The sequence below is a fragment of the Phyllobacterium sp. SL163 genome (assembly GCF_049896885.1).
Classification (GTDB): domain Bacteria; phylum Pseudomonadota; class Alphaproteobacteria; order Rhizobiales; family Rhizobiaceae; genus Phyllobacterium; species Phyllobacterium calauticae.
Map to the genome: position 1 here is coordinate 176,367 of NZ_JAFCVE010000006.1, position 25,381 is coordinate 201,747.

Annotated in this window: 27 protein-coding genes; 6 read left to right on the forward strand and 21 right to left on the reverse strand. The window is 61.3% G+C overall.

Going from position 1 to position 25,381, the window contains the following annotated elements; genetic code table 11:
- Positions 1 to 279 precede the first annotated feature (279 nt).
- Together ACP7B1_RS14950 and ACP7B1_RS14955 are read right to left on the reverse strand one after the other, a co-directional pair.
- Positions 280 to 1,536 (reverse strand): ATP-binding protein, encoded by a 1,257-nt coding sequence (locus tag ACP7B1_RS14950; RefSeq protein WP_346307669.1) that lies wholly within the window; start codon positions 1,534 to 1,536, stop codon positions 280 to 282.
- Between the two features lie 58 nt (positions 1,537 to 1,594).
- Positions 1,595 to 2,782, reverse strand: a complete 1,188-nt coding sequence (locus ACP7B1_RS14955; protein WP_346307668.1) for a D-alanyl-D-alanine carboxypeptidase — start codon at positions 2,780 to 2,782, stop codon at positions 1,595 to 1,597.
- 322 nt (positions 2,783 to 3,104) lie between these two features.
- Between ACP7B1_RS14955 and ACP7B1_RS14960 the strand changes: the two genes are divergently transcribed.
- From ACP7B1_RS14960 to ACP7B1_RS14985, 6 genes are all read left to right on the forward strand, one after another.
- Positions 3,105 to 3,941, forward strand: coding sequence for a metallophosphoesterase (locus tag ACP7B1_RS14960; RefSeq protein WP_346307667.1), 837 nt, complete (start codon positions 3,105 to 3,107; stop codon positions 3,939 to 3,941).
- Positions 3,938 to 5,092 (forward strand): ABC transporter ATP-binding protein, encoded by a 1,155-nt coding sequence (locus ACP7B1_RS14965; RefSeq protein WP_346307666.1) that lies wholly within the window; start codon positions 3,938 to 3,940, stop codon positions 5,090 to 5,092. The genes ACP7B1_RS14960 and ACP7B1_RS14965 overlap by 4 nt, the downstream gene beginning before the upstream one ends.
- The gene (locus tag ACP7B1_RS14970; protein ID WP_346307665.1) at positions 5,085 to 6,029 is read left to right on the forward strand and encodes a sugar ABC transporter permease; all 945 of its coding nucleotides are present in this window, start codon (positions 5,085 to 5,087) and stop codon (positions 6,027 to 6,029) included. The genes ACP7B1_RS14965 and ACP7B1_RS14970 overlap by 8 nt, the downstream gene beginning before the upstream one ends.
- Positions 6,026 to 6,862, forward strand: a complete 837-nt coding sequence (locus tag ACP7B1_RS14975) for a carbohydrate ABC transporter permease (protein WP_346307664.1) — start codon at positions 6,026 to 6,028, stop codon at positions 6,860 to 6,862. The genes ACP7B1_RS14970 and ACP7B1_RS14975 overlap by 4 nt, the downstream gene beginning before the upstream one ends.
- A gap of 25 nt (positions 6,863 to 6,887) precedes the next feature.
- Complete coding sequence (locus tag ACP7B1_RS14980; RefSeq protein WP_426137059.1) at positions 6,888 to 8,153, forward strand: ABC transporter substrate-binding protein; 1,266 nt, start codon at positions 6,888 to 6,890, stop codon at positions 8,151 to 8,153.
- A 195-nt stretch (positions 8,154 to 8,348) separates the two neighbouring features.
- Positions 8,349 to 8,690 carry a PilZ domain-containing protein gene (locus ACP7B1_RS14985; RefSeq protein ID WP_346307662.1) on the forward strand — a complete coding sequence of 114 codons (342 nt, stop codon included), beginning with the start codon at positions 8,349 to 8,351 and terminating at the stop codon, positions 8,688 to 8,690.
- Between the two features lie 6 nt (positions 8,691 to 8,696).
- Here ACP7B1_RS14985 and ACP7B1_RS14990 read toward each other — a convergent pair whose 3' ends face one another.
- The 19 genes from ACP7B1_RS14990 to ACP7B1_RS15080 all read right to left on the reverse strand — a co-directional run bounded on the left by ACP7B1_RS14990 (position 8,697) and on the right by ACP7B1_RS15080 (position 25,380).
- Positions 8,697 to 9,182 (reverse strand): hypothetical protein, encoded by a 486-nt coding sequence (locus ACP7B1_RS14990; protein WP_223615455.1) that lies wholly within the window; start codon positions 9,180 to 9,182, stop codon positions 8,697 to 8,699.
- Positions 9,179 to 9,616 carry a flagellar protein FlgN gene (locus ACP7B1_RS14995; protein WP_308526412.1) on the reverse strand — a complete coding sequence of 146 codons (438 nt, stop codon included), beginning with the start codon at positions 9,614 to 9,616 and terminating at the stop codon, positions 9,179 to 9,181. The genes ACP7B1_RS14990 and ACP7B1_RS14995 overlap by 4 nt, the downstream gene beginning before the upstream one ends.
- A gap of 26 nt (positions 9,617 to 9,642) precedes the next feature.
- The gene (locus tag ACP7B1_RS15000; protein ID WP_346307661.1) at positions 9,643 to 10,203 is read right to left on the reverse strand and encodes a rod-binding protein; all 561 of its coding nucleotides are present in this window, start codon (positions 10,201 to 10,203) and stop codon (positions 9,643 to 9,645) included.
- Between the two features lie 49 nt (positions 10,204 to 10,252).
- Entirely contained in the window at positions 10,253 to 10,663 is a 411-nt protein-coding gene (locus tag ACP7B1_RS15005) for a hypothetical protein (RefSeq protein WP_346307660.1), read from the reverse strand.
- A gap of 1 nt (position 10,664) precedes the next feature.
- On the reverse strand, positions 10,665 to 11,423 hold the full coding sequence (gene fliR / locus ACP7B1_RS15010; protein WP_223615458.1) for a flagellar biosynthetic protein FliR: 759 nt from the start codon (positions 11,421 to 11,423) through the stop codon (positions 10,665 to 10,667).
- An 11-nt stretch (positions 11,424 to 11,434) separates the two neighbouring features.
- Positions 11,435 to 13,525, reverse strand: a complete 2,091-nt coding sequence (gene flhA / locus ACP7B1_RS15015; protein WP_403184601.1) for a flagellar biosynthesis protein FlhA — start codon at positions 13,523 to 13,525, stop codon at positions 11,435 to 11,437.
- A 599-nt stretch (positions 13,526 to 14,124) separates the two neighbouring features.
- Complete coding sequence (locus tag ACP7B1_RS15020) at positions 14,125 to 14,391, reverse strand: flagellar biosynthetic protein FliQ (protein WP_105735188.1); 267 nt, start codon at positions 14,389 to 14,391, stop codon at positions 14,125 to 14,127.
- Between the two features lie 16 nt (positions 14,392 to 14,407).
- Entirely contained in the window at positions 14,408 to 14,806 is a 399-nt protein-coding gene (gene flgD / locus ACP7B1_RS15025) for a flagellar hook assembly protein FlgD (protein WP_346308181.1), read from the reverse strand.
- Positions 14,803 to 15,243: a flagellar biosynthesis repressor FlbT gene (flbT, locus tag ACP7B1_RS15030; RefSeq protein ID WP_346308182.1), complete on the reverse strand. Its 441-nt coding sequence runs from the start codon at positions 15,241 to 15,243 to the stop codon at positions 14,803 to 14,805. The genes flgD and flbT overlap by 4 nt, the downstream gene beginning before the upstream one ends.
- 5 nt (positions 15,244 to 15,248) lie before the next feature.
- Positions 15,249 to 15,593, reverse strand: coding sequence for a flagellar biosynthesis regulator FlaF (flaF, locus tag ACP7B1_RS15035; RefSeq protein WP_346308183.1), 345 nt, complete (start codon positions 15,591 to 15,593; stop codon positions 15,249 to 15,251).
- A 51-nt stretch (positions 15,594 to 15,644) separates the two neighbouring features.
- Positions 15,645 to 16,694 (reverse strand): flagellar hook-associated family protein, encoded by a 1,050-nt coding sequence (locus ACP7B1_RS15040; protein ID WP_223615463.1) that lies wholly within the window; start codon positions 16,692 to 16,694, stop codon positions 15,645 to 15,647.
- 2 nt (positions 16,695 to 16,696) lie between these two features.
- Positions 16,697 to 18,169, reverse strand: a complete 1,473-nt coding sequence (gene flgK, locus ACP7B1_RS15045) for a flagellar hook-associated protein FlgK (protein ID WP_346308184.1) — start codon at positions 18,167 to 18,169, stop codon at positions 16,697 to 16,699.
- A 28-nt stretch (positions 18,170 to 18,197) separates the two neighbouring features.
- On the reverse strand, positions 18,198 to 19,484 hold the full coding sequence (locus ACP7B1_RS15050; protein WP_403184563.1) for a flagellar hook protein FlgE: 1,287 nt from the start codon (positions 19,482 to 19,484) through the stop codon (positions 18,198 to 18,200).
- 122 nt (positions 19,485 to 19,606) lie between these two features.
- A complete protein-coding gene (gene ftcR / locus ACP7B1_RS15055) occupies positions 19,607 to 20,278 on the reverse strand; it encodes a flagellar transcriptional regulator FtcR (RefSeq protein ID WP_105735195.1) in 672 nt (223 codons plus the stop codon).
- A gap of 238 nt (positions 20,279 to 20,516) precedes the next feature.
- Complete coding sequence (locus ACP7B1_RS15060; protein ID WP_346307139.1) at positions 20,517 to 20,987, reverse strand: transglycosylase SLT domain-containing protein; 471 nt, start codon at positions 20,985 to 20,987, stop codon at positions 20,517 to 20,519.
- A gap of 52 nt (positions 20,988 to 21,039) precedes the next feature.
- Positions 21,040 to 22,266: a flagellar hook-length control protein FliK gene (locus tag ACP7B1_RS15065; RefSeq protein ID WP_346307134.1), complete on the reverse strand. Its 1,227-nt coding sequence runs from the start codon at positions 22,264 to 22,266 to the stop codon at positions 21,040 to 21,042.
- Positions 22,263 to 23,474 carry a chemotaxis protein MotC gene (locus ACP7B1_RS15070; RefSeq protein WP_346307135.1) on the reverse strand — a complete coding sequence of 404 codons (1,212 nt, stop codon included), beginning with the start codon at positions 23,472 to 23,474 and terminating at the stop codon, positions 22,263 to 22,265. The genes ACP7B1_RS15065 and ACP7B1_RS15070 overlap by 4 nt, the downstream gene beginning before the upstream one ends.
- Complete coding sequence (locus tag ACP7B1_RS15075) at positions 23,471 to 24,730, reverse strand: MotB family protein (RefSeq protein ID WP_346307136.1); 1,260 nt, start codon at positions 24,728 to 24,730, stop codon at positions 23,471 to 23,473. The genes ACP7B1_RS15070 and ACP7B1_RS15075 overlap by 4 nt, the downstream gene beginning before the upstream one ends.
- Complete coding sequence (locus ACP7B1_RS15080; RefSeq protein WP_346307137.1) at positions 24,727 to 25,380, reverse strand: hypothetical protein; 654 nt, start codon at positions 25,378 to 25,380, stop codon at positions 24,727 to 24,729. The genes ACP7B1_RS15075 and ACP7B1_RS15080 overlap by 4 nt, the downstream gene beginning before the upstream one ends.
- Between the last annotated feature and the right edge of the window lies 1 nt (position 25,381).

Below are 25,381 nucleotides of genomic sequence, written 5' to 3' on the forward strand. Positions count from 1 at the left end.
TGGCTGCCTGTTTTGAGTTTTCGAACGTCTTCAATCAAGAGAAAACTGGCGCAGCTCCTCCACAGCCAGCCTCTCCTCAGTGCTTCCACTGCGGGGCTGATAGTGCGTCTTCCGGCGCGGCGATGCTAGGCCATGATTTCCGCAGACATGAGCGAAACAGCTTCAATATTTTATTGATGCCAGCTAAGTTTCGGATGGGAAAAGAGGCAGATAGCGGCGGCGGCTATCCCTCGCATTCATAGAAACATTTGCCGCATCCCGCAAGCATCCTGCACTGACTTAACTCAACCACAGGCTGGACAACGGCATTGCATGCAGCTTTTCGCCGAAGGGCGTTATCCGGTCATGATCGTGCAGCACGATGCCGTGGACGAAGCGGTCGCCGACCGCCTCCTGCAGCTGGCGCAGCCCGCGCAGATCCTGCTGGCGCACGGTGGCCGCCGCCTTGACCTCGATGCCGATGACCCGGCCACGCCTGTCCTCGATGACCAGATCGACCTCGTCCTGATCCTTGGTACGGTAATGCGAAAAGGTCAGTCGGCGCTCCGACCAGGCCGCCAGCTTGAAGATTTCCGACACGACAAAACTTTCCAGGATGGCGCCGAACCGCGTGCGGTCGCTCAGCACATCGTCGGCATCGGTGTCGCGCAGGGCGCCGAGCAGACCGGTATCGAGAAAATGCAGCTTGGGCGTCTTGATCAGCCGGGTCAGGCGGTTGGTGGACCAGGGCGGCAAGGTGCGCACCAGGAACAGCCGCTCGAGAATGGCGACATATTTCTGCGCCGTCACGCTGGAAAGGCCGAGCGCCGCACCGAAACTGGAATGGTTGGTCAGTTGGCCCGCATGTTCGGCCAGCACGTCGAGAAGCCGCGGCAGGCGGTCCAGCTGATCGATATTGGCGATGTCCCGCACGTCGCGGTCGAGAATGAGGGCAACGTAGTCTTCCAGCCAAGCCTTGCGGCGCGCTGGCGACGACCGGCGCACGACCTCGGGGTAGCCGCCGCGCAGCACGGTATCGCTCAGGGCCTGTCCGGTGACCGGCCGGGCTGCCAGCTGCAGATCGTCCCCGGCAAACAGCCGGTCGAGAAAATTGCCCGGCGTTCCCGCCAGTTCGCATTGGGCAAACGGCAGCAGCGGGATGACCGCCATGCGTCCCGCGAGGGAATCGGCGATGGCCGGAACCGTGGCGAGATTGGCCGATCCCGTCAGCAGGAACCGCCCAGGCTCCTGATCCGTATCAACGCTTTCCTTGATCGCCAGCATCAGTTCCGGCGCGCGCTGCACCTCGTCGATGACGGCCCGTTTCAGCCCGCGGATGAAGCCGACCGGATCGGTACGGGCCGCCTGCAGGGTCGCGGCATCGTCCAATGTCAGATAGGGCCTGTCGGCACCCGAGAACTGGCGGGCCAGCGTCGTCTTGCCCGCCTGGCGCGGGCCGGCGATCAGCACGACCCGCGTATCCGACAGGGCGGTTGCGACGTGCGGCCCGACGCGTCTTTCGATCAGGCCATGCTTTTCAGGCGGGGAATCACTCATGCGTCCACTCCTAAATCATTTACCGTCTGATTTAAAGCGAATAGACGTCTATTTTTAATCACCTGCGCGATGCAATACAGGCGAACGAGCGGCGCTTCAGTTCGGAACAGGCGGCACTTGCAGCCTGTAGATCCGTGAAACCACCAAACCGCACCCGAAAGCGCTTGGCTGCGGGTTCAATATAACCCTTGGCCTCGGGCAAAATCGAACGGACCAGCTGATCCGCCTTGCCCAGCAGCCGGTTGGCATCGGCGCGCGTATCCACCGCACCGATCTGGATATTCCACTGGCCGCTTGTCTGCAAAGGCTGAAGACCACCGTCGCCCTGCTCGATGGCGGATTCATCGATAAGTTCGGCAATGCCGGGTTCGCGCTGCGGTTCGGCTTTGGCAACAAGATTATTGCCACGTTTGCCCGCATCGCTTGCAAGCGGCATGTACTGGGTCAAAAGCTCCGCCATCCGGTCATCACGCGACCGGCCGGTCTTGCCGCCGAGGACAACGCCGACAATATGCCTGTTGTTGTCAGTGAACGAAGATACGAGATTGAAACCTGAAGCGTCGGTATAGCCGGTCTTGATCCCGTCAACGCCGGCATAGCGATACATCAGATTGTTGTGGCCGTTGATCTGCCTGCCGCGGAAGACGAAGGACCGCTGCGAGAAAAGACCATACTCCTTGGGGAAATCGCGCATCACGGCCACGCCCAGCACAGCCATATCCCGCGCCGTTGTCGTCTGTCCCTTTTCCGTCAGGCCGGATGCATTACGGAACACCGTGTTTCTGAGACCAAGCTGCCGTGCACGCTGGGTCATCTGCTGTGCAAAACGCGCCTCCGATCCGGCCAGATGCTCACCCATGGCGGAAGCCGCATCATTGGCCGAAAGGATGATCATGGCATCCACGGCTTCGCGCACGCTCAGCGTATCGCCGCCGCGCATCCACAGCTTCGCCGGAATCTTCCGGGCAGCGTTGGCCGACATGACGATACGATCATCCCACTTCAGCTTGCCCTTCCGGATCGCCTCGAAGGTCAGATAAAGCGTCATCATCTTGGCCAGCGAGGCCGGTCCGTGCGGCGCATAGCCGTTGCCCTCGCCCAGGACCTTGCCGGTCGGCACGTCGAGCACCAGCCAAGGCTGGTCCGCTGCCTGCGCCGCGCCCGCCAAACCGGTGGCAAGGGCACAGGCCAGCGCAAGCGTTCTGACGCGGTACAACAGGCTTTGACGAGCGAAACCAAGCAGCATTGCGGGATCTCCATGCGAAAGGGGCGAAGGGCATAATTCAACGGGTTGGGCGTCGGTTGAGACTACTGAGGCCGAGGTTGATAAGGTGTAAACAACCATGGTGAACGGCGTGATCTTCACCGCTGATTGAGCAGAAATTGCGGCCGGCCTATCCGCCCCGTCCGCCCCGCATGGGGCAACGAGGTTCATTGAATTGTCATTGGCTTGAAACGCAGCTGTCACAGACCAAGCCTAAGAAGACCCCGCGCCGGGTCGGGTCGAAAACGGCTTTCCCCCAGCACCACATGCGCCCCCATTGTTCGATTTTGAAGAGAGATATCCTGTGCGGATCATCCAGATCACCGACACCCACCTCAGCCCTTCCAAGGCCCATTTCAACGCCAACTGGTCACCCCTGGCCCAATGGGTCGCCGAGCAGAAGCCGGACCTGGTGGTGCACACGGGCGATCTGTCCATCGACGGCGCGGATATCGAGGATGACCTGGCCTTCTCCGCCGGATTGCTGAACGCGCTTCCCGTCAAGGTCCTGAGCCTGCCCGGCAACCACGATATCGGCCACATGCCCGGCAGCCCGCAGCCGGTCAACGCCACGCGCATCGACCGCTGGCGCGAAATGGTTGGACCGGACCGCTGGATTCACGACATGGACGGCTGGCGGCTGGTCGGTCTCAACAGCCTGATCCTGGGCAATGACAGCCTCGAAGAGGAAGAACAGTTCGACTGGCTCGAGGACGCGCTTGCCGAAGCGGAGACCCGCCGCATCGCCCTCTTCGCGCACAAGCCCTTGTTTGTCGACACGGCCGACGAGGGCGAAACCGGTTACTGGAGCGTTCGCCCTGCGCCGCGCAAACGGCTGCTCGACCTGATCGGGGAATATGATGTGGCCCTGCATGCCAGCGGGCACCTGCACCGCGCCTGGCAGGGCATGCACAACGACACCAGTCTCGTCTGGGCCCCGGCTTCGTCGTTCGTCGTCGGGGATATGGAGCGGGACATGCCCGGCCAGCGCATTGTCGGCGCGGCGATCCATACACTGACCGATACGGTCGAGACAGAAATCGTCGAGATCGGCAGCCTTTCGCGCTTCATCCTCGACGACGTCATCGAGGAGGTCTATCCGCGTGCGCGCATCGCGCAGGCACCGGAGACAGCCGCATGAGCGCGTTCGCCCTCAGGAATATCTCGAAATCCTACGGCACGAACAGCATCCTGAACGATGTCAGCATCGAAGCGGAAGACGGCGAGTTCATAGCCCTCGTCGGGCCATCGGGTTGCGGCAAGAGCACCTTGCTGCGCATTGCCGCCGGTCTTGACCATGGCGATGCCGGCAGCATCTGGATGGGCGACCGCGAAATCACGGCGGAACACCCCGCCGACCGTAATGTGGCGATGGTGTTCCAGTCCTATGCGCTCTATCCGCACCTAACCGCCGAGCAGAACATTGCCGTGCCGCTGGCCATGCGCACGCTTTCCACCCTGCAGCGCATGCCGTTGCTTGGCCGCTTCATCGCGGGCAGAAGCGCCGCGCAGGCGGCAATCAAACAGCAGGTGCTGGCCACGGCAACCAGCCTGAAGATCGACCACCTGCTCGACCGCAAGCCGGGGCAGATGTCCGGCGGCCAGCGCCAGCGCGTGGCACTCGCCCGGGCGCTGGTGCGCCAGCCCGGCGTGTTCCTGATGGATGAACCGCTTTCCAATCTCGACGCCAATCTGCGCGTGCATACCCGCGCGGAGATCGTCGACCTACACCGGCGCACCGGCGTGCCTACCATCTATGTCACGCACGACCAGTCCGAAGCCCTCAGCATGGCCGACCGGGTCGCCGTGATGATGGGCGGCAAGGTGCTGCAGTTCGCCTCGCCCGCCGAGATCTATGACGATCCGCGCCATGTCGAGGTGGCAAAATTCGTCGGCAGCCCGCGCATCAACATCATTGATGCCGTGACCGCGGACAATGGCACGGTGTTCTTCAGCGGCAAGGCCGTGGTCGACGGCGTTACCGGTCCGGTCGGCACCCCGGTCCAGCTCGCAATACGGCCGGAGCGCATCAGGCTGAGGCCGCAGGGCGCCAAGGGCATTGCCGCCACCGTCACCCGGCTGGAGTTCCTCGGCTCGGAAGTGCTGGTGACAACGCAGGCCGATGGCGCCGGAGACGGCATTGTCATCAAGGCCGCCCCGGCCGATGTGACCCATCTGGGTATGGGATCGCCGGTCACGCTCGAGATCGACAGGGATGCCTGCCTCGTCTTCGGGCAGGACGGGCTGCGCGTGCCGCTGCGGGCAACGGCAAGGGTTGCCGTCGATGCTTGAGACCGCGATACCCGATCTTCTTCCCGCCGCCCGGACCACCGCCCGGCAGGCAGCCATCCGCGCCGCCAAACGCGAAGAGCGCGTGGCCTGGCAGCTGGCTGCGCCGGCAATCCTGCTCATCATCGTCCTGATATTGCTGCCGACACTCGCCGTCTTTGTCTTCAGCCTGACCAATTACGAGCTCGGCTATGACGACTTTCAGTTCATCGGCCTCGACAATTATATCGAGCTCTTCGCCGACCGGACATTCCTCATCTCGCTGAAGAACACCGCCGTCTATACCGCCATCGTTACGCCCTTTTCCGTGTTCATCGGCCTTGGCGTCGCCCTCCTCATCGAGAGCGAGACGCGCGGCCGCGCCTTCTTCCGCACCGTGTACTTCCTGCCCGTCGCTTCGCTGCTGGTGGCCATGGCCACGGTGTTCCAGTACCTGCTGCACCCGACCATCGGCCCGGTCAACGCCATGCTGTCCATGCTTGGCATTGCCGGTCCCAACTGGCTCGGCAGCAGCAGCACGGTGCTGATCAGCCTGGCGATCATCGGCATCTGGCAGTCGGTCGGGTTCAACATGGTGCTGTTTCTCGCGGGCCTCACCGCCATCCCGCGCGAGCTCTATGCCGCGGCGGAAGTGGACGGCGCCAAGGGCAGCTGGGAGCGCTTCCGGCTCGTCACCTGGCCAATGCTCGGACCGACCACCCTGTTCGTCGCCACGATCAGCGTGATCAATGCGGTGAAGGTGTTCGAAACGGTCAAGACGCTGACCGAGGGCGGCCCGAACAAGGCTTCGGAAGTGCTTCTGTGGACCATCTATCAGGAGGGCTTCGTCTATCTGCGCGTCGGCTATGCCTCGGCCATGACCGTCATCTTCCTCGCTTTCCTCATCGTGCTGATGCTCGTCCAATACCGGGTTCTCGACAGACGGGTGCACTACACATGAAAAACACCGCCTTCTTCTCCATGCGCAACCTGCGTCTGGCAATGCTTTCGGCCGGTGCGCTCGTCTTCCTGGCGCCCTATATCTGGATGATTTCCACGGCGGCGAAATCCCGCGAGGAAATCTTTTCCTCCTCGCTCACCCTTTTGCCACAGCACTGGGCGCTGTGGGAAAACCTTGCCAAGGCGCTCACCCGGGTGCCGATGGGCCAGCTCCTGTGGAACGGGCTTGTGGTCTGCGGCCTGATCTTCTTCTTCCAGGTGGTCATCGCCATTCCCTGCGCCTATGCCATGGCCAAGCTGAAATTCCGCGCCGCCCGCACGATGATGACGCTTGTCATGCTCGGGCTGCTCATCCCCATTCATGCCACTGCCCTGCCCATCTACGTCGCCCTGAACAAGGCCGGCATGCTCAACAGCTATTTTGCCCTGTCAGCACCGTTTTTCATCTCGGTCTTCGGCATCTTCCTGTTCCTGCAGTTTTTCCGCGCCATGCCGGACGATCTGATTGCGGCCGCCCGGCTCGATGGCATGTCGGAGCTTGCCATCGTCAACCGGGTGATCGTTCCCAATGCCTGGCCTGCGGTCACCGCCTTCGCCATCTTCTCGGTGGTCGCGCACTGGAACGACCTGTTCTGGCCGCTTATCGTCATCACCGGCAGCGAACGGGCGACACCGCCTTTGGGCCTCCTGTTCTTCCGCGCCGCCGAAGCCGGCGACGACTACGGCGCGCTGATGGCCGCAACCCTCATCATCACCCTGCCGCTCGTTGCCGCCTTTCTGCTGGCGCAGCGGCGTTTCATCGAAGGCATCACCCTCACCGGCCTCAAAGGCTGACCGTTCCCAAGACCAGGAGATAACAATGAGCTTCTTCCGAAAGACGATTGCGGCAGCCGCGATCGCCACCGCGTTCAGTGTTCCCGCTTTCGCGGAAACCACCCTGAACGTGCACTACCCGATGCCCGGTTTTTTCAAGGATGTGATGGATGTCATCTCCAAGAAGTTCATGGAAGAAAACCCCGATATCAAGATCAGCTTCGTCAGCCCCTCGGCCACCTATGAGGAAGGCATCCAGACGATCCTGCGGCAGGCGGGAACCGCCGAAATGCCCGATATCACCTTCATCGGCCTCAACCGCCTGCGCATGATTGCCGAGCGCGGCGTCAATGTCGACATGAAGCCGCTGATCGCCAAGGAGCCTGATATGGCGGCCCAGGGCTTCAGCGACAACATCCTTCGCCTCGCCCAGGTTGGCGGCCAGCAGGTCGGCCTTGCCTTCGCCACCTCCAACCCGATCATGTACTACAATGCCGACCTGATCCGGCAGGCGGGCGGCAATCCCGACCAGCCGCCGAAGACCTGGGACGAGGTCATTGCCCTCGGCGCCAAGGTCAAGGCGCTCGGCAACGGCAATGAAGGTATCGACTTCCGCTGGCAGGGCGATGACTGGATGTTCTCCGCCCTGCTGTTCGGCGCGGGCGGCACCATGCTTTCGCCGGATGAAAAGAAAGTCGCCTTCAACGGCCCGGAAGGCATCGCCGCCTTCAACCTCGTCAGCCGTCTGGTCAAGGAAGGCGGCATGCCCGTCCTGACCAAGCAGGCGGGTGAACAGGCCTTCGTTGCCGGCAAGGTGGGCTTTGCCTTCCAGACCACGGGCGCGCTGCGCAACACGATCAAGAATGTCGGCACGAAGTTCGACCTGCGCACCGGCCCGCTGCCGCTGCTCAACCCGGAAAAGGGCCATCTGCCCACGGGCGGCAATGCCGTCGTCATCCTGACCAAGGATGCCGCCAAGCAGCAGGCTGCATGGAAATTCGCCAAGTTCGCCGCCGGTCCCTACGGCGCTTCGGTGGTGGTTCCCGGCACCGGCTATGTGCCGAACAATGAACTTGCAGCAAAGTCGCCGGACTATCTCGCCGATTTCTACAAGCAGAACCCGCTGTTCCAGGCTGGCCTCAACCAGATGAACCGCATGATCCCCTGGTATGCCTTCCCCGGCACCAATGGCGTCAAGGTGACCCAGACCATCGTCGACAACCTCTCACGTGTCGTCGAACAGTCGGCCACACCGCAGGAAGCCTTGAACAACGCGGCCGACGAGGTCCAGAAGCTTCTGCCGCGCCGCTGACACCGGCTCAATCAAGGACAGGCGCCCTGCCCGCCGGGACAAGGCGCCTGTCCGCACCGCACGCATTTGCCAACTTGGTATAACGGTTTTGCAATGGTTTGAGACTATGACCATCAGGGACAACCACCGGCTTGAAATATGTATCCCGGATACGTACTCGCGCCGGACCATCAATCCTTGCTGGACCAGCCATCGATGCCACCAACCGAATCCGGCCACAAGACGGAAAAGCGTATTGAAGAACGCAAGCGGACACGCCTGCGCTCAGGAAAGCTTGCAACGCTTGAAGGCCAGTTTCTGACCGAGTGCCACTTTCACAACATTGCCGGTGGCGGTGCCCGCATCCGCACTGTGGGGCCCTGCACCATTCCCAACCGCTTCTGGCTGTTCGACGACCAGTATCGCGGGGCGCTGATGACCGAGATTGTCTGGCACCGGGATGGCGACTTCGGCGTGCGCTTCATCGAGGATGCGAATGTGACACCGCTGAGCGAAGCGGTCCTCAGCGCCCTTGCCGGAAAATACTATTCCTTGTGAGGTGGATCAGGGCGCCGCGGGTGCCTGCCGCTGCAGGCCCTTGGTGTTCTGGTCGCGGATTTCCTTGGCGGTGATGTAGTTGAACTGCTCGACCAGGAGATCGCGCACCAGCGGTTCGGGGAATTTGGCGTTGACCCCGTCGATGACCGATTGCTTGACGCTGGCAAATTCAACCTTCTGCACGTCTTTCACATCGGAGAAGCGGCCATAGAACTGGCGGAAGATTTCATCATTGATGAACGGCGCAACGGGCACGGTGACCGAGGCCTTGACGCGGCTGTCGAGCGTATAGCCGAGCTGCACCACGATATAGCCTTCCACTGCCCCGTCCAGAATGATCGGGACACTGAAACTGTCGGTCTTGCCGAAATCGAGCACATCCTTGCTCTGCGACGACACAGCCGCCGTCGCCGAATTCTGCCACACGGCAAAATACAGCGATCCCAGCGCCACGCCGCAGATCCAGAGGCCGATCAGGACAATACGGATCATGCGCCTTGCCCGTTCCTCATCTGCTGGGCGGTATAGGTGCCGTCGGCTTCCTGCGTTTCCAGCGCATCCCGGATGAGGCCGGTCAGCTCGGTCACGGCACGCAGATGCAGCTTGATGGCATCACAATTGCGGTCCAGCTTCTGCTTCAAGGCATCCAGCACCGGTTGCAGCGATTTGAGCGCCGGTACGCCGGCGGTTTTCGCAGCCTTGTTCATCGCTTTGTTGAAATCGCGCAGGCCACGGCTCTTGTGCGAGTTGATTTCAGCAAGATCGATGGTCTCGCCATCGAGCAGCAGTTTGGTTTCGCGCTCGACGACCTCTTCGAGGCGCTTAATGGCAAAGAGGACAGGCTCAAGCGCCGGTTCGACCTCGGGTACAAGGGGAGCGTGTTCGATCACGGTGCCGTTCTCTTCATTATCGTTGACTATATCCATATTCATTTCCTCCAATCTTGCCGGCATCAGCCCCGTTTGATCGCGTCAAGAGGTTTCGTCGTCTTCAATTGCTTGTGAATGAGTTGCCGTTCGATCTGGTACAAAATGACATTCGGGTCCGGGGTCTGATCGCCGGAGACCGCAGGCGCGGCGCTCGCCGCCGCGCTTTTCGCCTTGTTGGCGCTTTGCTGTTCCAGCATCCGCGCCACGCCAATGCCGCCGGCATCGGCCATCTTCTTGGCCACCGCCTCCGCCATCATCGATTTCCAGTAGTCACCGGCAATACCCTTGCCGAACACGGCCTGGTTGTCGCCGGTAAACATGGATTCGACAAAGGACTGCAGCATGAACGACTCGAATTTCTTGTAGGCGGGGTTCGGTGCGCCCGGCGCACTGGTGCTGCCGATGGAAACCGTTGGTGTCCCGGCCTGCTGGATGGACGCGAATGTCTCGCGCGACAGCCGTGTCTGGGCTTCGACGCGCGCCGCGGCAAGGGTGCGCAGCTTCTCGACCGACGCCTGCAGGGTTGCCGGATCGGCTGCATTGGCAACATCCAGCACCAGATCGGAAGGTGGATTAATGGCCATCGGTCACTGTCCCATCGTGTTTCATGCTTCGTACCTTACCGCGCCAAACTTACGGGAGGCTTGTGCCGCCAACGATTGTATGGATGACATATTCCTCGATTTCCTCGGCAGCAGCTGCCCGTTCCATCGTTTGTTCCAGCTGGTGCAGGCGGCCGCACAGAATATCGATGGTGCGCGACACCGCCAAAAGATCGCGCTTTTCCCGCACCATCTGTTCGGACAGGCCCGCCTGCTTCGCCTTGTTGGTTTCCAGCCGCTTCATGACGAGATCGGGCGGGACGATCCCCGCGCCGTTCTCGAAGCGGTCGTTCTGCATCCTGAACAATGCCGTATTCTCTTCCGCGATGGCCGCGGACTGCGCATTCAGGCGCGCCAGCGCCATCTCGTGCCGGGCCTTGGTCAGCCGCTGCAGTTTGATCATTCCGCGCAGGGATTGGCGCGAGCCGGGCCTGATGCTCATGTCAGAAGTTCCGTAGGTAAGTGCCGGCCTCGCTGGTGAAGAAGCGCAGGAGATCCGGCATGCTGAAATAGAGAAGCATCAAGCCTCCCGCGAGAACGAACGGCATGGAGATGAAGTAGACGGGAATGGTCGGCGTCAGCTTGTTGATCAGCCCGACCGCAATATTCACCACAATGGCGAAGACAATGAACGGCGCGGCGATGCGGATGGTGCTGAAGAACGCCTTGGACAGCGTATCGGTGAGGTTGACCATGGCGGTCGCGGGCTGGAATACCCCATCCACCGGAATGGCCGAATAGGATGAAAGCAGGGCGCGCAGCACCTCGAGATGCAGATCCATCACGAAGAACATGAGCAGTGCCGACAAGGTGACGATGGTGGCGATGGCCGCCTGCGGCTCCTCCGATTCGATGCCCGCCCCCGGCGCACCGGAATAGCCCGTCGCCATGGCGATGGTGTTGGCCATGAACTGCAAAGCCCAGAAATACATGCGCGCCAGGATGCCGATCAGCGCGCCCACGACGGCTTCTATAAGGATGATGCGCATCAGCACCAGCGGCGCGGCATTGGCCACCGGCGCCATCTGCTTGAACACCAGCGGCACCACCATCAGCGAACAGGTCAGGGCGAGAAACAGCCTTATCTGCATGGGAATGCGCGGGCTGGAAATGCCCGGCATGATCAGAAGGCACGAGCCGACGCGGGCGAACACCAGAAAGGCGGCGATCACCATGTCGCTGAGCGCCAGGTTCTGCAGCATCGATCAAGGCCTCACGAGATCGTGCCGAGCGAACGCACTTCGACGCCACGGGCAATCTCCACATGGGACAGCACGGACAGCGTGGCGAACAGCCGCTCGATGATCATGCGGATGTAGGGGCGCGCTTCCGGCGACGCGACGAGCACGAAGCGCTCGCCCGCGTCCAGATGCTTGCGGATGGCGGTGCTGGCTTCGGTGCCGAACTGTTCGAGCAGGCGCGGATCGATGTCGAACTCGACGATTTCGCCCTTGGCATCGCGCTTGAGGCTCTGGTGGAACACCATGTCCCAGCGGTTGCCGAGGCGCAGCACGCTGAGCACGCCATTGTCCGCCAGATCGCCGCAGATCTGCTGCGACATGCGCATGCGCACATGCTCGACGATCATTTCCGCGCGGCGGATATGCGGCGCGACTTCCGCAATGGCTTCCAGGATCAGGTTGAGATTGCGGATCGACACGCGCTCCGACAGCAGCAGCTTGAGCACGGCCTGCAGGCCGGAATAGGACAGGTGCACGGGGCAGATATCGTCAAGCAGCTTGCGGTATTCCGGACCGAGCCGGTCGAGCAGCGCGCGCATGTCCTTGTAGGACAGGAGCTGCGCCAGATTGTTGCGGACGATCTCGCTCAGATGCGTCAGCAGCACCGAGAGATTGTCGACGGTCATGTAGTTGTCGCGCTTGAGGTCGGCGGCAAAGGTTTCCGGCACCGAATAGGCCTTCATGCCGAAGGCCGGTTCGCGCACCTCTTCGCCGGGAATTTCCGGAATGGGCCTGTCGCCGGGGATCACCAAGATTTCACCGACCCGCAGCTCCTGCGAGACCACGACCGTGCCGTGGATCTTGATGCGGTACACCTTCGGCGGGATGAGGAAATCATCGGTGACCTTGATCTCGGGAACCACGAAGCCGTATTCGGTGGCGAACTTCTTGCGCATCTTGTTGACGCGGTGCGCCAGTTCCAGCTGCGAGGCCATCAGGCGGGTCGACAGCTGCTTGCCGAGGCATAGTTCGATCTGCGCCGTTTCGAGCGAAGCGCGGACGGAATTGCGATCCTCGTCCTCCGCTTCTTTCTTCCTCTGGTTCTGCTCGGCTACGGCTGCTGCCGCCACCCGGGCGATCTTGCGCGGAACGGCAATGCCGATGGCGACGAGACCAAGGGCCAGAATGAAGAAGGGAAAGGAAGGCAGACCCGGCAGGACACCCAGCACGAACAGCAGCAGCGCAGCCACGAACAGAGCCTTGGGATAGGCGCCGAGCTGGCCGAAGACGGCCTTGTCGGTGGAGCCGCGCGTGCCACCCTTGGACACCAGCAGGCCCGCCGCCAGGGAGACGATCAGCGCCGGAATCTGCGTGACCAGACCGTCACCGACGGAAAGCTTGGTGAAGACGTCGGCCGCCTGGCTGACTTCCATGCCGTGGCGGGTGACGCCGATGATGATGCCGCCGAAAATATTCACGGCAGTGATGATGAGGCCGGCAATGGCATCGCCGCGCACGAATTTCGACGCACCGTCCATCGAACCGAAAAAGGCGCTTTCCTCTTCCAGCTCACGCCGGCGGTGCTGCGCTTCCTTTTCGTCGATCAGGCCGGAGGAAAGATCCGCATCGATCGCCATCTGCTTGCCGGGAATGGCATCGAGCGTGAACCGCGCGCCGACTTCCGCGATACGCGTGGCGCCCTTGGTGATGACGAGAAAATTGACGATGATCAGGATGGCAAAGACCACAAGGCCGATGACGAAGTCGCCGCCCATGACGAACTGGGAGAAACCGTGGATCACCTGCCCGGCGGCGGCATAGCCTTCATCGCCGTGGGTGAGGATGACGCGGGTTGTCGCGATGTTGAGCGACAGGCGCATCATGGTGGCAATCAGCAGGACCGTCGGAAACGCCGAGAAATCGAGCGGGCGCTGGATCCACAGGGACACCATGAGAATGAGAACCGAGAGCGCAATGGAAAAGGCAAGGCCGATATCGAGCACCATCGGCGAGACGGGCAGAAAGAGCACGGTCAGAATGATGACGATGCCGAGCGCCAGCCCGACATCGCTGCCGGTCAGATAGCCCTTGTCGCCCAGTTTCTTTACGGCAGCCTGTTGCACAGCATTCTCCTATGATCACAGCAAGCATAGGGAGCGAAGCTTACGCGAAGCCAAAGCGGCCACGTCGACCGGTCGCCACGCCCGCAATTGCGTCTGGCCATTGAGAAGGTGGGAAAGACGGGCGGTCCCTGGAACGCGGGTCTTGGGTATTCTGGTATGCTATGCTTGCGATCCTGGGGACCACCCGCCCCGGCAATCGGTTTCGCTCAATGCGGCATCATTGAACGCTCCCTCTCCGGCCGCACAGGTTTTCTTCCCTGCGAGGCCGAAGCGCCGGTCCTTTCCCGACTTTCGAAGGTTTCCGGAAGCATTCCCGCCGGAAAGGACACGAGAAGGATAACTTGGGTTGGGAGAACATGGATAAGTTGATGTGATTTTTGGTGACGAGGGTCTTTCACCCCCCTCTGTCCTGCCGGACATCTCCCCCACAAGGGGGGAGATCAGCTGTCACGATTGTTCAAGCCAATTTCCAATATTGCAGAATATGTAGAGTCGCTAATGTCAATGTGATCTCCCCCCTTGTGGGGGAGATGGCTGGCAAGCCAGAGGGGGGTGAAAATACCTATGCCTCTTGCGTCACCACACCACGCACGAACAGCTCAAAAGCCCTTTTCGATCCGCGAATAGGTGAGCAGGGTCAGCGTGTTGATCTGCGAGCCGACGAAGGGGGCGGTCAGCGCAAGCACGGCGAGAATGACGATGATCTTCGGCACGAAGGTCAGCGTGACTTCCTGGATTTGGGTCAGGGCCTGAAACAGGGCAATGATGACGCCCGCCAGCATGGCGGCGCCCACGGCCGGGCCGGCGGCGACAATCACCGTCCAGATCGCCTGGTTGACGATGTCGAGCGCATCGGCCTCATTCATGGTCGGCGGCGGGCTGTCAACTGATGACGATGCCGGCGGTGATCGGCAGCGTGGCCCCGCCCTTGAGCGTGGCGATCATGCCGTCGCTGTAGATCTTGACCGATTCCACCACGCCGGTGACCTTGCCGTCGGCGCTGGTGACGGTCTTGCCGATAATGCCATCCGCCTGGGAAAGCGAGGCGCTGGCAAGAATCTGGTCGAGCTTCTTGTTCATCAGCGTCGCCTGCTCGACATTGGAGAACTGCGCGAGCTGCGCAACGTATTGCGTGCCGTCCATAGGCTGCGTCGGGTCCTGGTTCTTCATCTGCGCGACGAGCAGCTTCAGGAAGGACTGGTAGTCGACGCTCGGTCCGCCGGCCTTGGACGTGTCCGGAGTGTTGCCGGTCGACGATCCTACGGGAGATGTGGTGGTCATGCGATTGCCTCCGGCCGGTTTGGTTGATCCGAATGGGTGGGATGGATGGTTTCAAGCTCGCCGGAGAGGATTTGTGCCTCCAGCGGATAGAGCAGCCGTATGGCCTTGAGCGCCTCGAACACCCGATCGTTGCAGACGATCTCGTCGATCAGCTTCAGCTCCTTGAGCATCAGCGGATTTTCGAAGGTGGCCAAAAGGTTTGCCAGCATGCGTTTGAAGGTGACGCTGGCTTCATTTCTGATCAGCGGATTGATCAGCATGATCTGTGCGGCGTAATAGAGCTGGCGCAGCGGCGTCGTCGTCTCGTCCGCCTGCAGGACGTGGCTCTCGAGCAGGAACGTCACATCGTTGAGAAACTCGAGGGAAACCTTGCGGTCAGCACAAAGGATAGCACCGTTGATATAGACTTTCTCACCGGCGCGCAGGGTGATTTTCATGGTGTTCAGATCCCGTCCCGAATGGTTCTGGTGATCTCGATAATGCCGTCATAGTCGGTCGACCGGCCCTGGCGGATCTCTTCAAGCTCCTTGAGGATATAGATGCCGATCGAGATCAGCGATGCCCGCAATTGCGGCGGCAGGCCGTTTTCCGGGTTGCCGAGATCTTCGATCACGATCACCCACAGGCGCGAGGTGAAATGCACGGCTTCGATGCCCTTGAAGGAATAGGCGCCCTCGTCGCGCGCTTCCTCCAGCATCATGATCGACTGATCGAACAGCGAGCGTTCGCGCTCCTTGGCGCTGGCAGCGCCGTCATCCATGATGTCGTTGTATCGGGCCTGGTACATATGTCTTTCCGGTATCGGCGCAGACGGGCACGGCAACCGCGCCCGCTACAGCTATTTCAGGTAGTTGAGCAGGCTCAGGCTCTGCAGCTTGACGGTCAGGGCGTAAGAAGCCTCGATCTGCGTGGAGAGTGCATGCACGCGGTTCGCCGCCTCATAGGGATCGACGGCCTCCAGATCGAGAACGGAGCTGTTGAGCACCTTGATCTGCACGGTCAGGCGATCGGTCGCATCCTTGGTCCGCGCCTGGGCATCACCCAGAAACGCCTGTGCGCCGGTCAGCGAGGTGACGGCCTGGGTCGTCGTGGAGATCGCCTTGTCCATGACCGCATCGAACGCGCCCTGGTTCAAGCCGATATTGCTCAGTTCGGCAACCATGGTGTAGCTCAACGCCATCTGCCGGAACCCGGCATTGTTGGCACTGACCGAGGTCTCGGCCAGCTCCGTCGGCGCGATCCGGCTTTTGACGACGGTGTCTGACGCCGACGACCAGTTGCTGGACCACGAGCCAGCGCTGAACTGGGCGGTCATCGTGGTGTCGAGAAAGGTCTTCATCTGATCGGCGGTGATGTTCTTCACCTGCGGATCGGTCATGGGAAAGCCGAACTGCGTCTGGAAAGCCGTCTGGATGGCTGCACGCGCTGGGCTGCCGGCGGCGTAGTAGTCGTCCATCGGCTGCACGTCCGTGTTCACGCCGGCAAAGACATACTCGCCATTGTAGTTGGTGTTGGCGAGGCCCGTCATGGTCTGCAGACCGCTTTTCGCCTTGTCCAGGGCAACCGAATGACCGTCGGACGAACCGCGCAGCGCGGTCACGGTGCCGAGAAAATCCGTCGCGCCCTTGACCATATTGCCAAGCGCATTCTGCGATGTCGTCATGCGCTGGCCGATCAGGTTGTTGGTTTCGGTCAGAACCGTCAACCGGTCGAACTCCTTGCGCAGGGAGATGGACTGGCCCGTCCGGCTGCCGAGTGCGAGACCGGTGTCGGACACGAATCCGGTGGTCGACTCTTCCTTTGCCTTGATCAGGTCGGCCTGCGCCTTGGCCAGGATATTCCGGGTGGAATTGGCCAGCATGTAAGATGAAATCGATTGGGTTTTCATCGCTATTTCACCGCGTTCAGGAGTTCGTTCAACATGGCATCCACGGCGGAGAGAATCCGGGCCGACGCCTGATAGGAGTGTTCAAGCTGCAGCATCGACTGCATCTCGACATCGATGTTCACACCCGACGCATTGGAGATCGCGTCTTCGGCCCGCGATGCCAGCACACCATTATAGGTATTGGTCTCGGTGACGGATTTGCGCTTGGTTTCGAGCGAACTGATCGAGGCGGCGGAATAATCCACAAGGCTCTTCTGGCCGGTGATGCCAGCATTCGCATCATAGCTGCGCGGTGCATTGATGGCACCGATCAACCCCTGCAGACGGTTTGAAAAGCCAGCCGATCCGGAGGGGTTCTGCACATAATCCGGATTGGCCGGATTGGTGCCGCCGTCACGCAGGAGCGTCGGGCTGCCGCCCTGCGACTGGATATAGGCCGAGGAGACCTTGATGGTCCCGGCAATGCCGGGCGATATCGTTCCGTCCGCAGGCATGGCCGGCGCGCCGGAATAGGTGAAAAGGCCCGGAACGTCCGGCAGGGTCGGCGGTGTCTTCTGGTCTTTTTCGGCAAACATGCTGACAAGACTGCGCGCGATCTCGTCGAGCTGGTTCTGGTAGGCAGGCGCGGTCTGGTCGCGCAGCTGCAGCAGGCCGCTCAGCCGTCCCGTGCCATAGGGCTGCTGGAACGTATCGTGCGACAGCGGCACGCCGTCCACATAGACCTGGTTGCCTGTGGTTCCCGCAGCAAATGCAGCGGTCGGCGTGAAGCTGACCTTGCGGGGCGATCCTTCGAACAGGGTGACCCCGGATTCGGCGAAAATCACGACATCATTGTCGCCGCGCACCATCGTCGTGATGCCGATCTCGCCGGAAATCTGCTTGAGCAGGCCATCGCGCTGATCGAGGAAATCCGACACATCGGCGCCCGAGCGGGTTCCGTTGACCACCCGGTTGTTGATGGTTTCGAACTTTGCCAGCAGCGCATTCAGATTGCTGACGGAATCCTTGATGTCGTTGTCGGCATCCTGGCGCAGCTTCTGGATGTCGCTTGTTCCCTTGTTCAGGGCATTGGCCAGATTGACGGCCTTGGACACCGCCGCTTCACCGACGGAGTTGTTGCCCGGCTGCGATGCATAGAGCTGCAGGGAATCGCGCAGGTCGCCCAGAAGCGCGCTTGGCGAACCCGACGCATTGTTGGCAGAGTAAATACCGGAAAGCCTGTCAAGGCCGCTCTTCAGCGTCGAGGACGAGCCGTACTGGCTGTTCGTTTCGATATATTTGGACAGGAGCGCATCGTCGGCCGAGCGGCTGACGGACAGATAGGTCGATCCGTTGGGTCCGCTGACGACGGAGCCGATGCGGCGCGTAAAATTGGGATCGTTGGCACCCGCAAGATTGCGGGATACCAACGCTGTCTGTTTCGACGTTGTCGTCAGAGCACTCTGAGCGGTAAGGAGCGCCGAGCTTAGTGACATGCCTTAGGTCCAATCAACATTTGCGATGCTACCTCTTCAGATTGACCAGCACGTCCATCAAATCCGCACCGGTCTGGAAGACCTTGGAATTGGCCGTGTAGCTTCTCTGCGCCTCAATCATCTCAGTCAGTTCCTGCGCGATGTCCGCGTTGGATTCTTCCAGCGCGCCGGATGTCAGTGTTCCGAAGCTGCCCTTGCCGGGCCGCCCGAACTGCACATCGCCGGAATTGGCGCTGGTCGCAAACACATTGCCGGACAGAACAAGCAGATTGTCGGGGCTGGGAACGTCAGCCAGCGCGATCTGGTAGATGGCGCGCTGCGCGCCGTTCTTGTAGCGGGCAACGACGGTGCCGTCCGCCGCGATATCGACGTTCTCGATCGGGCTCGGGGTGCTGCCGTCGATCTTCGCCTCGATCGGCGTATAGTCGCCTGCCAGCTGCTTGGTGGCCGACATGTCGATCTCGAGCATCTGACCGTTGGGAATCTGCACCGAAAGGGATTTGTCGGCCGACGTCATCTTGCCGGTTGCGCCATCGAAATTGAAGGTTTCGCTGGCCAGGGGCGCCTTTGAATAGGGGAAGCCGCCGCTGGCTGCCGCATCGGCCTTGTTGTAAACCGTGGCCTCCCACGTGGCGTTCTTGGTGACCGGATCTTCACCCGTCTTGGTGAAGTAAACATCGAGAACCACCAGATTGCCGAGATTGTCAAAACTCTGAAGCGATGTCTTGGCGGTGTATTTTGCCGTCCCGGCGGCATTGGCGGCCGCATTGGACGGAAGGTCGGCGGCGGCGACAACGGCGGAACCCGCCGGCAGGTTGGCCGTGAACGTCCCCTTGCGGCTTGGATCGGCAACAAGATCGTTCTGCTTGACGTTGATCTTCTCGAGCCCCTGGTAGCCGTTGATGACCGAATTGGTCTGGCCGTTCACGATCGGATTGCCCATGAGATAGTAGCCGGCCGCATTGACCAGGTTGCCCTGCGCATCCGGCACGAACGAACCGGCGCGTGTCAGGTATGGCGTGCCGCTGCTGTCATTGACCACGAAGAACCCGTTGCCCTTGAGCGCAAGGTCCGTCGACGAGGTGGTGAAGCGGAGCGAACCATCGTCGGAAATATGGTGACGCACAACGGTTTCGACGCCGCCGGAATTGTAGGAGCCGCCCGAGCTTGGCAGAACCAGCGAGGCAAACTGGGTGCTGGCGCGCTTGTAACCGGTGGTGCTGGAATTGGCGATGTTGTCGGACACGGTCGACAGGCGATTGGCCTGGGCGTTCATGCCCGATACACCCGTCCGCATCATTCCATAGAGGCTCATTTCCGTCTCCTTGCGCGATGATTCCGTTGCGAATCGTAACCTGACGATGCTTGCGTGAACCTGACGCCTTGAATGTTTCGAGAACTTGCTGAACGCCCCGCCGGCGGCGGAGCGGTGAAGGCTCAATCGAGATTGATGCAGTAACCGAGGAACCGCTTGGAATCGATCGGATCGTGGCCGAGCTGCTCGCGCAGTTTCTTGCGCAGCTTGCTGATGTGGCTCTCGACCACGCTTTCCTCGACCTCACTGTCGAAAATGCCGTAGATCGCGCTGAATATCTGCGCCTTGTTCAGGCGCCGCCCGCGGTTGGCGATCAGATATTCCAGGATGCGGCGCTCACGCCGCGGCAGCGAAAACTCCACCCCGTTGACCTGCGGATCACGGCCGTCGGAGAAGACGCGGATCGGACCGACCTGCGTGCCCGTATCGCCGTTGCCGTAGCGCCGGCGGATCGCGTTGATGCGGGCGAGAATTTCCCGCACATGCATCGGCTTGCGGACCACATCGTCAACACCGGCCTGGAAGAGTTCAAGCGTGTGTTCGAGCGACTGCGTTTCGTTGACCGCAATGACCGGCGCCGAGCAGCGCTCACGAATCTTGTGGGGAAACTGGCTGCGGTTCGCACATTCCCCTATCAGAAACGCCTCAACCGCCATAATGTCGCTCTGCTGGACGGTCGAAACCCAGTCACCGAAATCATCGGGAGCGAACCCTGTTGTTGTAATGCCCTCGCGGGCGAACCACGCCGAATACCCACTCGTCACCAGACTTCGTTCGTCGACGACTACAATCACGGCCCCACCTTCCGAATCAGTAAAAACCCCACACAACACACACCTAGCGGGGTCGATGACTCGCCGACAATCCCCAACTAATTGACCGCAATTAATTGGGAGTCTGAAATGGGGAGTCCGAAGGGGAAACGGGAGGGAAACGCGATGCGACTCGCATGGCTGAATGTCTACCGGTCATACCTTAACGAAAGATGACCGCGTCAACAAATTCACGTTTTATTACCGATCATTAACGCCCTCACTTATCGCAGAACATTCGCGCCTTTTGCGTCCAGTTTCCGAAGCCCGAAGCCACCATGTTTTCCATGACCCGGCACACATACTGCTTCTGTGCCGGATTGTTGTTGGGACCCGCATGGTAGCGCGCCACGGCCATGGTCCAGTTGCCTTCGCGTGCCCGGAGCTGTTTGAGAAAGCGCGCGGCGTAATCGACATTGGTTGCCGGGTCCAGCATTGCCCCCACGGAGGGAAAGGCGCTGGCATGGAAATAGTGATTGATCTGCATGCAACCGAGGTCGATGAGCTTGGCTCCCTGGCCATGCGCTTCGTTGAATTTCAGCACGGCGGCCGCGGCTGACGGCATGAAAACGGCTTTGCCTTCGATGTTCATGGCGTAGGGCTGCAGCGAGTCCTTGCGCCCGGTTTCGGTCAATCCAACGGCATAGAGAATGCCGATCGGGACGTCGTACTTGCTCGACGCCCGGTGCATTTCGCGCTCGCAGAGATTGTCGGCGCGCGCAGCATGCGCGGTCAGCAGACTGCTACACGACCAGACCGCGAGACACAGTGCGATCAGCCATGGCTTTGGCAGTCTTGTCATCGCTTTCATCGGGTCTGCTGTCTCCAAAATGCTGCTGCCCGGACGAGCGGTCGCCCTGCGTTCCCTGCGAGCCGGTGTTGGCCTGTCCCCGGCCCCCGGCCGGCTGGTCCTGGCCGGTCATGGCCTGCTGGCCGGGTTGCGTGCTTGCCACGGCTCCACTGCGATCGATCACGGAAATGGTGACGGCGGATGCGTCATCGGCAACACCGGCACGCTGCAGGGCCTTGCCAAGGGCTTCGTGGTCGCGCGCGAGGTGCTCGGCTGCCGCCCTGCTTTCCGCCATGAGCTGGATATGCATGCCTTCGCCGGTCAGACGCAGGCGAGCCGTGACCGTACCGAGTTCGACCGGCTGCAACTGGATCACCAGCGTTCGTGCCGCACTGGTGCTGTGATCCGAGATGATCTGGACATCCGCGATAGCGGGGCGGCTCTGCGGCGCTGCTGGCGCCGCCTCGGCAAGCGTTGCCAGGGTAACGCGCGGATCGGCGGCGGGGGCCGGCTGGGCAACCGGAGCCGGGGCGTTGACGGCGGGCGGCGGGACCTGTTCGGGAGCCTGCTTTGCACTGACGCGGGCCTTGGGCGCATCGGCCACCGCTGCTTCGGCAGGCTGCGGCTGCGGGCCATCGGCCTTGTCCGGCTGAGCCTTGGTATCAGGATTGGCAGCGGTCTTTACAGCCGGCTTGTCAGCGCCGTCCGCAACGGATTTCCTGTCGGCCAGAGACGCAGGCGTAGGCGGTTCGTCCTGACCATTTTCGCCGGTATCGAGCGCCGTTTCCCCGTCGGTCAGGGCATGGGCGTCCAGTGCCCGCAGCGGCTTGTTCTCACGTCCCGGCTGACCGCCAGCGGCCGATGCCTGCCGGTCAAGCAGCTGTTCCAGCGCGAGGATGGACTGGCCGAACATCGCCTGCACGGACGGGCCCGTGCTTGCCGGCTCATCGTCCGCTTCAACCTCCGGCTCGTCATCCATCGCGGCGACGTCATCCGGCGCGATCCCGTCGCCCGCCTCTGACGGCAGGCGGAGCGGCTTTGCCTCCAGCATGGACTTGAAGTCAACCGCGTCGTCCTTGCCCTTGGCCGCTTTCCTGTCAGGCAGGCGGTTTCCCTTGCCTGTCTCCCCGACAATGGCGTCCTTGAGTGATCTGAGCGGCATATCCGGTCCGATGGTCATTTCCTGGCCTTCCCTAGAAGTGCATCGATTGCGTCAAGCTTCTTGCGTGTTTCATCGATTATCGGATCAACCGCGATGGCCGGTTTGGGTGCACCGGTCTTTGCCTTGGCGTCCGTTGGTGCGGCGCCGGCTCTCACAACGGATCGCTGCGGTGTTTCCGCAACATCCGCGGATGGCTGCTCAAGGATTTTGCCCCCCATCGCCGCCGCTGCTTCCAGCAGTTTGACATCGCGTTCATGCAGGCGGTCGCGCGGCAATTCCGAGAGCATTTTCATCGCATCGTCGGTCTTCTCCGTACCGACATTGCTGATCCCGAGATAGAGCCGTGCCTGCGTGTCGTCCGCCTTGAGCGACTGGGCCAACGCTTCGGCTTTTTCCGACATGAAGCGGGCGCGCTGCATGTCGCCGCCGACGATCGCACCGCGGGCTATGCGCAGGTAAAAGGGCATGCGGGCACCGGTCCAGGCCAGCGACGCCATTTCCTCGATCTCGTCATTGCTGATCTTGGCCTTGAGGACCATGACCGCATCGACCAGCTGGCGGAAGAAGTCCTCCGAATAGGGTGAAAGGGCAAAGCGCTGCAGATAATTGCGGGCCAGCAGCCTGACCTTGTCCTTGTCGCCCAGATTGGCGGCCATCATCAGGCCGCGCCGCAGGGCAGCCTCTTCCAGCAGGGTTCCCGGCGCCGTCAAACGGATGTAATCCAGGCGCTTCAGCGCTGTCGGTACATCGATGGCGGCGAGCTGTGCTGCGGTCACCAGCGAGATGGAAGCGATCAGTTCGCTCGGCACATCCGGCGGCAGCTCCTCGCTGAAGTTTTCAACAATGCCAAGCGGGTTGCCATCAGCATAGGCCAGCGAACCGGCGACCAGCTTGGGACTGATGCCCTCCAGTTTCGTCGTGGTGAGGATGGTGCGAACGACCTGCGGATTGCCGCCATTCAGGAGATAGATGACAATGGCGTAGGCGTTGGCCGGCTTTTGCCAGACGTCCGGATTGGCCGCCTGGAGCTGCGCTGCAATATGGCCCAGCACCCGGTTGAGCATGGGCAGGGCTTCCGGCTTGCCGGAGGCCACCTGATCCTGCAGCATGCGCATGGAGCGCACCAGCAGATAGGGTTCCGGCGACAGCATGTCGGCCCGGGCCATGCCAAGAGGCAGGCTCACAAAACCGATCAGCAGCCATCGCAGACGGGAGCCCCACATCATCTCTTGGCCGTTTTCAAAAAGATGTCGATACGCCGGTTCTGAGCCGCGTAGGGATCGGCCGGCACCTTGGGATCGCGGTCGGCATAGCCTTCCACGCGCAGGATGCGCTTGGCATCGAGGCCGCCGCGCGTCAGCATGTAATAGGCCATGTGCGCGCGCGCCGACGACAACCGCCAGTTGTCATAAGTATCGCTCTTGAAGGGGCGTGCGTCGGTGTGGCCGCTGATGATGACGTCGCCCTTGCGCGTCGCGATGATCTTGGCGATCTGTTCGAGAACCTGCACCACCCGCTTGTCCGGCTTTGCCGATCCGATGGCGAACATGCCGTAGTCGACCTTATCGGTCAGCTGGATCAAGACACCCTCGTCGGTGGGCACCACGGTGATGTCAGGCGCCTTTTCATCGGCGGCAGTGCCGGTCTTCTTGGAAATTTCCGAGGCAAGCTCGCGCGCCGAAGCAAGCTGCGCCGAATCCGGCTGCTTATCGCCCTTCGCCGGATCAACGGTTACGCTGGCGTCGGCGGGCTTGGCCGCGGTCTTTTCCAGCTTCTGCTGGTTCGCCTGCTGCGCGGCATTGGCCGTATCCATCGGCTTTGCATCGGCCGTCTGCGCCTGCGCACCGGCCTTGTCTTCCACGCCCGCGGCCCGCTTTTCCAGCTGCTCCTGCGAGGGCGGCGGCACGGCGGGACTGTCGGTCAGCGGAAAGAGATCATCCTCCACATGGGTCGACCAATAATTGGGATTGAAGGGATCGCGATAGGCGTCGCCGCCCTGCGCGCCCGTGGATGGGCCGGCATTGTTGGACCCGCCGTCACCCTTGGCTGACCGGTTTTGCAACACACCGGAATCCGTGGCGATTTCCGCAAGCACCGCATAGGGGTCCTTGAACATCTGCCGCTCTTCCGTCTCCGGCTTGGCCTGCAGTTCCTTTTCGTTGCGCGCGCTCTTGGTTTCCGCATCGGTCGAATTGGGGCGTTCGAAGCGAACCTTGCCTTCCTGATTGTCCGTGGCTTCAATGCCCTTTGGCCGCGCCTGCCGGTCCATCAGCTTGACCGGATTGAAATAGCTGGCAACGGCCGCCTTGGTTTCCTCATTGGCGGCATTGATGAGCCACATGACCAGGAAGAAGGCCATCATCGCGGTCATGAAATCCGCATAGGCGATTTTCCAGACGCCGCCATGGTGGCCGTCTTCGCCGTCATTGCGGCCGCGCCGGACAATGACGATTTCGCGGCGGGTTTCCGGGTCGATATTCATCGGGTCGTATCCTTCACCGCATCAATCAGGTGACCAAGCCGCGTTTCGACAACCACGTCGTCGAGTTTCATCGACAGTTCCGGTTGATCGGACCGGGTGAACGTGAAGCGCATGAGATCAATCCCCGGGCGATTGCGCAAAGCATTGATGAGGTGCTGCGGCCCGGAAATGTCGATCATCACGCCCTCCAGGCCCTGTGTCAGCCGTTCGATTTCCCCGACAAAGCCGGTAACAGCGCGCTCACGCAGATTCTTTTCAACCAAAGGGGAAAGAACGGTTGCAAGACTGCTCGACAGTCCCGCCGATATGACCGCCAGCCCCGCTTCCACCTGTTCGTACAGGCGGGTTCCGATCCGATCCATGAAATCCGCTTCCGCCGCCGCCAGCTGTTCCTGAAAATCCCGCTCCAGCCGCAGTTTTTCCGCATCGAAGAGCACGGAAGCCTCCGCCTGCCCCTCGGCGCGGCCGAGCTCGAAGGTTTCCTTGATCTTCAGCTCGATATCGATGAGATCGACAACATCTTCGGGGACCGCATCATCCACCAATGTTTCAACGCGCTCACGCGTCGCGGCGGCAAAAACCGTCACCCGGTCGTCGGGCACATGTTTCGGCGTGAAGTCTGTGAGCATGTTGGCAATCGATCGGGCCATA

Excerpts from the sequence above, each read along its gene's own strand:
- flgK (WP_346308184.1), bottom strand. The coding sequence starts at position 18,169 with ATGTCACTAAGCTCGGCGCTCCTTACCGCTCAGAGTGCTCTGACGACA.
- ACP7B1_RS14980 (WP_426137059.1), top strand. The coding sequence starts at position 6,888 with ATGAGCTTCTTCCGAAAGACGATTGCGGCAGCCGCGATCGCCACCGCG.
- ACP7B1_RS14990 (WP_223615455.1), bottom strand. The coding sequence starts at position 9,182 with ATGATCCGTATTGTCCTGATCGGCCTCTGGATCTGCGGCGTGGCGCTG.
- ACP7B1_RS14985 (WP_346307662.1), top strand. The coding sequence starts at position 8,349 with ATGCCACCAACCGAATCCGGCCACAAGACGGAAAAGCGTATTGAAGAA.
- ACP7B1_RS14970 (WP_346307665.1), top strand. The coding sequence starts at position 5,085 with ATGCTTGAGACCGCGATACCCGATCTTCTTCCCGCCGCCCGGACCACC.
- ACP7B1_RS15050 (WP_403184563.1), bottom strand. The coding sequence starts at position 19,484 with ATGAGCCTCTATGGAATGATGCGGACGGGTGTATCGGGCATGAACGCC.
- flaF (WP_346308183.1), bottom strand. The coding sequence starts at position 15,593 with ATGTACCAGGCCCGATACAACGACATCATGGATGACGGCGCTGCCAGC.
- flbT (WP_346308182.1), bottom strand. The coding sequence starts at position 15,243 with ATGAAAATCACCCTGCGCGCCGGTGAGAAAGTCTATATCAACGGTGCT.
- ACP7B1_RS15070 (WP_346307135.1), bottom strand. The coding sequence starts at position 23,474 with ATGATGTGGGGCTCCCGTCTGCGATGGCTGCTGATCGGTTTTGTGAGC.
- ACP7B1_RS15000 (WP_346307661.1), bottom strand. The coding sequence starts at position 10,203 with ATGGCCATTAATCCACCTTCCGATCTGGTGCTGGATGTTGCCAATGCA.
- ACP7B1_RS15080 (WP_346307137.1), bottom strand. The coding sequence starts at position 25,380 with ATGGCCCGATCGATTGCCAACATGCTCACAGACTTCACGCCGAAACAT.
- fliR (WP_223615458.1), bottom strand. The coding sequence starts at position 11,423 with ATGCTGCAGAACCTGGCGCTCAGCGACATGGTGATCGCCGCCTTTCTG.
- ACP7B1_RS14975 (WP_346307664.1), top strand. The coding sequence starts at position 6,026 with ATGAAAAACACCGCCTTCTTCTCCATGCGCAACCTGCGTCTGGCAATG.
- ACP7B1_RS15005 (WP_346307660.1), bottom strand. The coding sequence starts at position 10,663 with ATGAGCATCAGGCCCGGCTCGCGCCAATCCCTGCGCGGAATGATCAAA.
- ACP7B1_RS14995 (WP_308526412.1), bottom strand. The coding sequence starts at position 9,616 with ATGGATATAGTCAACGATAATGAAGAGAACGGCACCGTGATCGAACAC.
- ACP7B1_RS14950 (WP_346307669.1), bottom strand. The coding sequence starts at position 1,536 with ATGAGTGATTCCCCGCCTGAAAAGCATGGCCTGATCGAAAGACGCGTC.
- ACP7B1_RS15075 (WP_346307136.1), bottom strand. The coding sequence starts at position 24,730 with ATGAATATCGACCCGGAAACCCGCCGCGAAATCGTCATTGTCCGGCGC.
- ACP7B1_RS15040 (WP_223615463.1), bottom strand. The coding sequence starts at position 16,694 with ATGAAAACCCAATCGATTTCATCTTACATGCTGGCCAATTCCACCCGG.
- ACP7B1_RS15065 (WP_346307134.1), bottom strand. The coding sequence starts at position 22,266 with ATGACCATCGGACCGGATATGCCGCTCAGATCACTCAAGGACGCCATT.
- ACP7B1_RS15060 (WP_346307139.1), bottom strand. The coding sequence starts at position 20,987 with ATGCACCGGGCGTCGAGCAAGTACGACGTCCCGATCGGCATTCTCTAT.
- ACP7B1_RS14955 (WP_346307668.1), bottom strand. The coding sequence starts at position 2,782 with ATGCTGCTTGGTTTCGCTCGTCAAAGCCTGTTGTACCGCGTCAGAACG.
- ACP7B1_RS14965 (WP_346307666.1), top strand. The coding sequence starts at position 3,938 with ATGAGCGCGTTCGCCCTCAGGAATATCTCGAAATCCTACGGCACGAAC.
- ACP7B1_RS15020 (WP_105735188.1), bottom strand. The coding sequence starts at position 14,391 with ATGAATGAGGCCGATGCGCTCGACATCGTCAACCAGGCGATCTGGACG.
- flgD (WP_346308181.1), bottom strand. The coding sequence starts at position 14,806 with ATGACCACCACATCTCCCGTAGGATCGTCGACCGGCAACACTCCGGAC.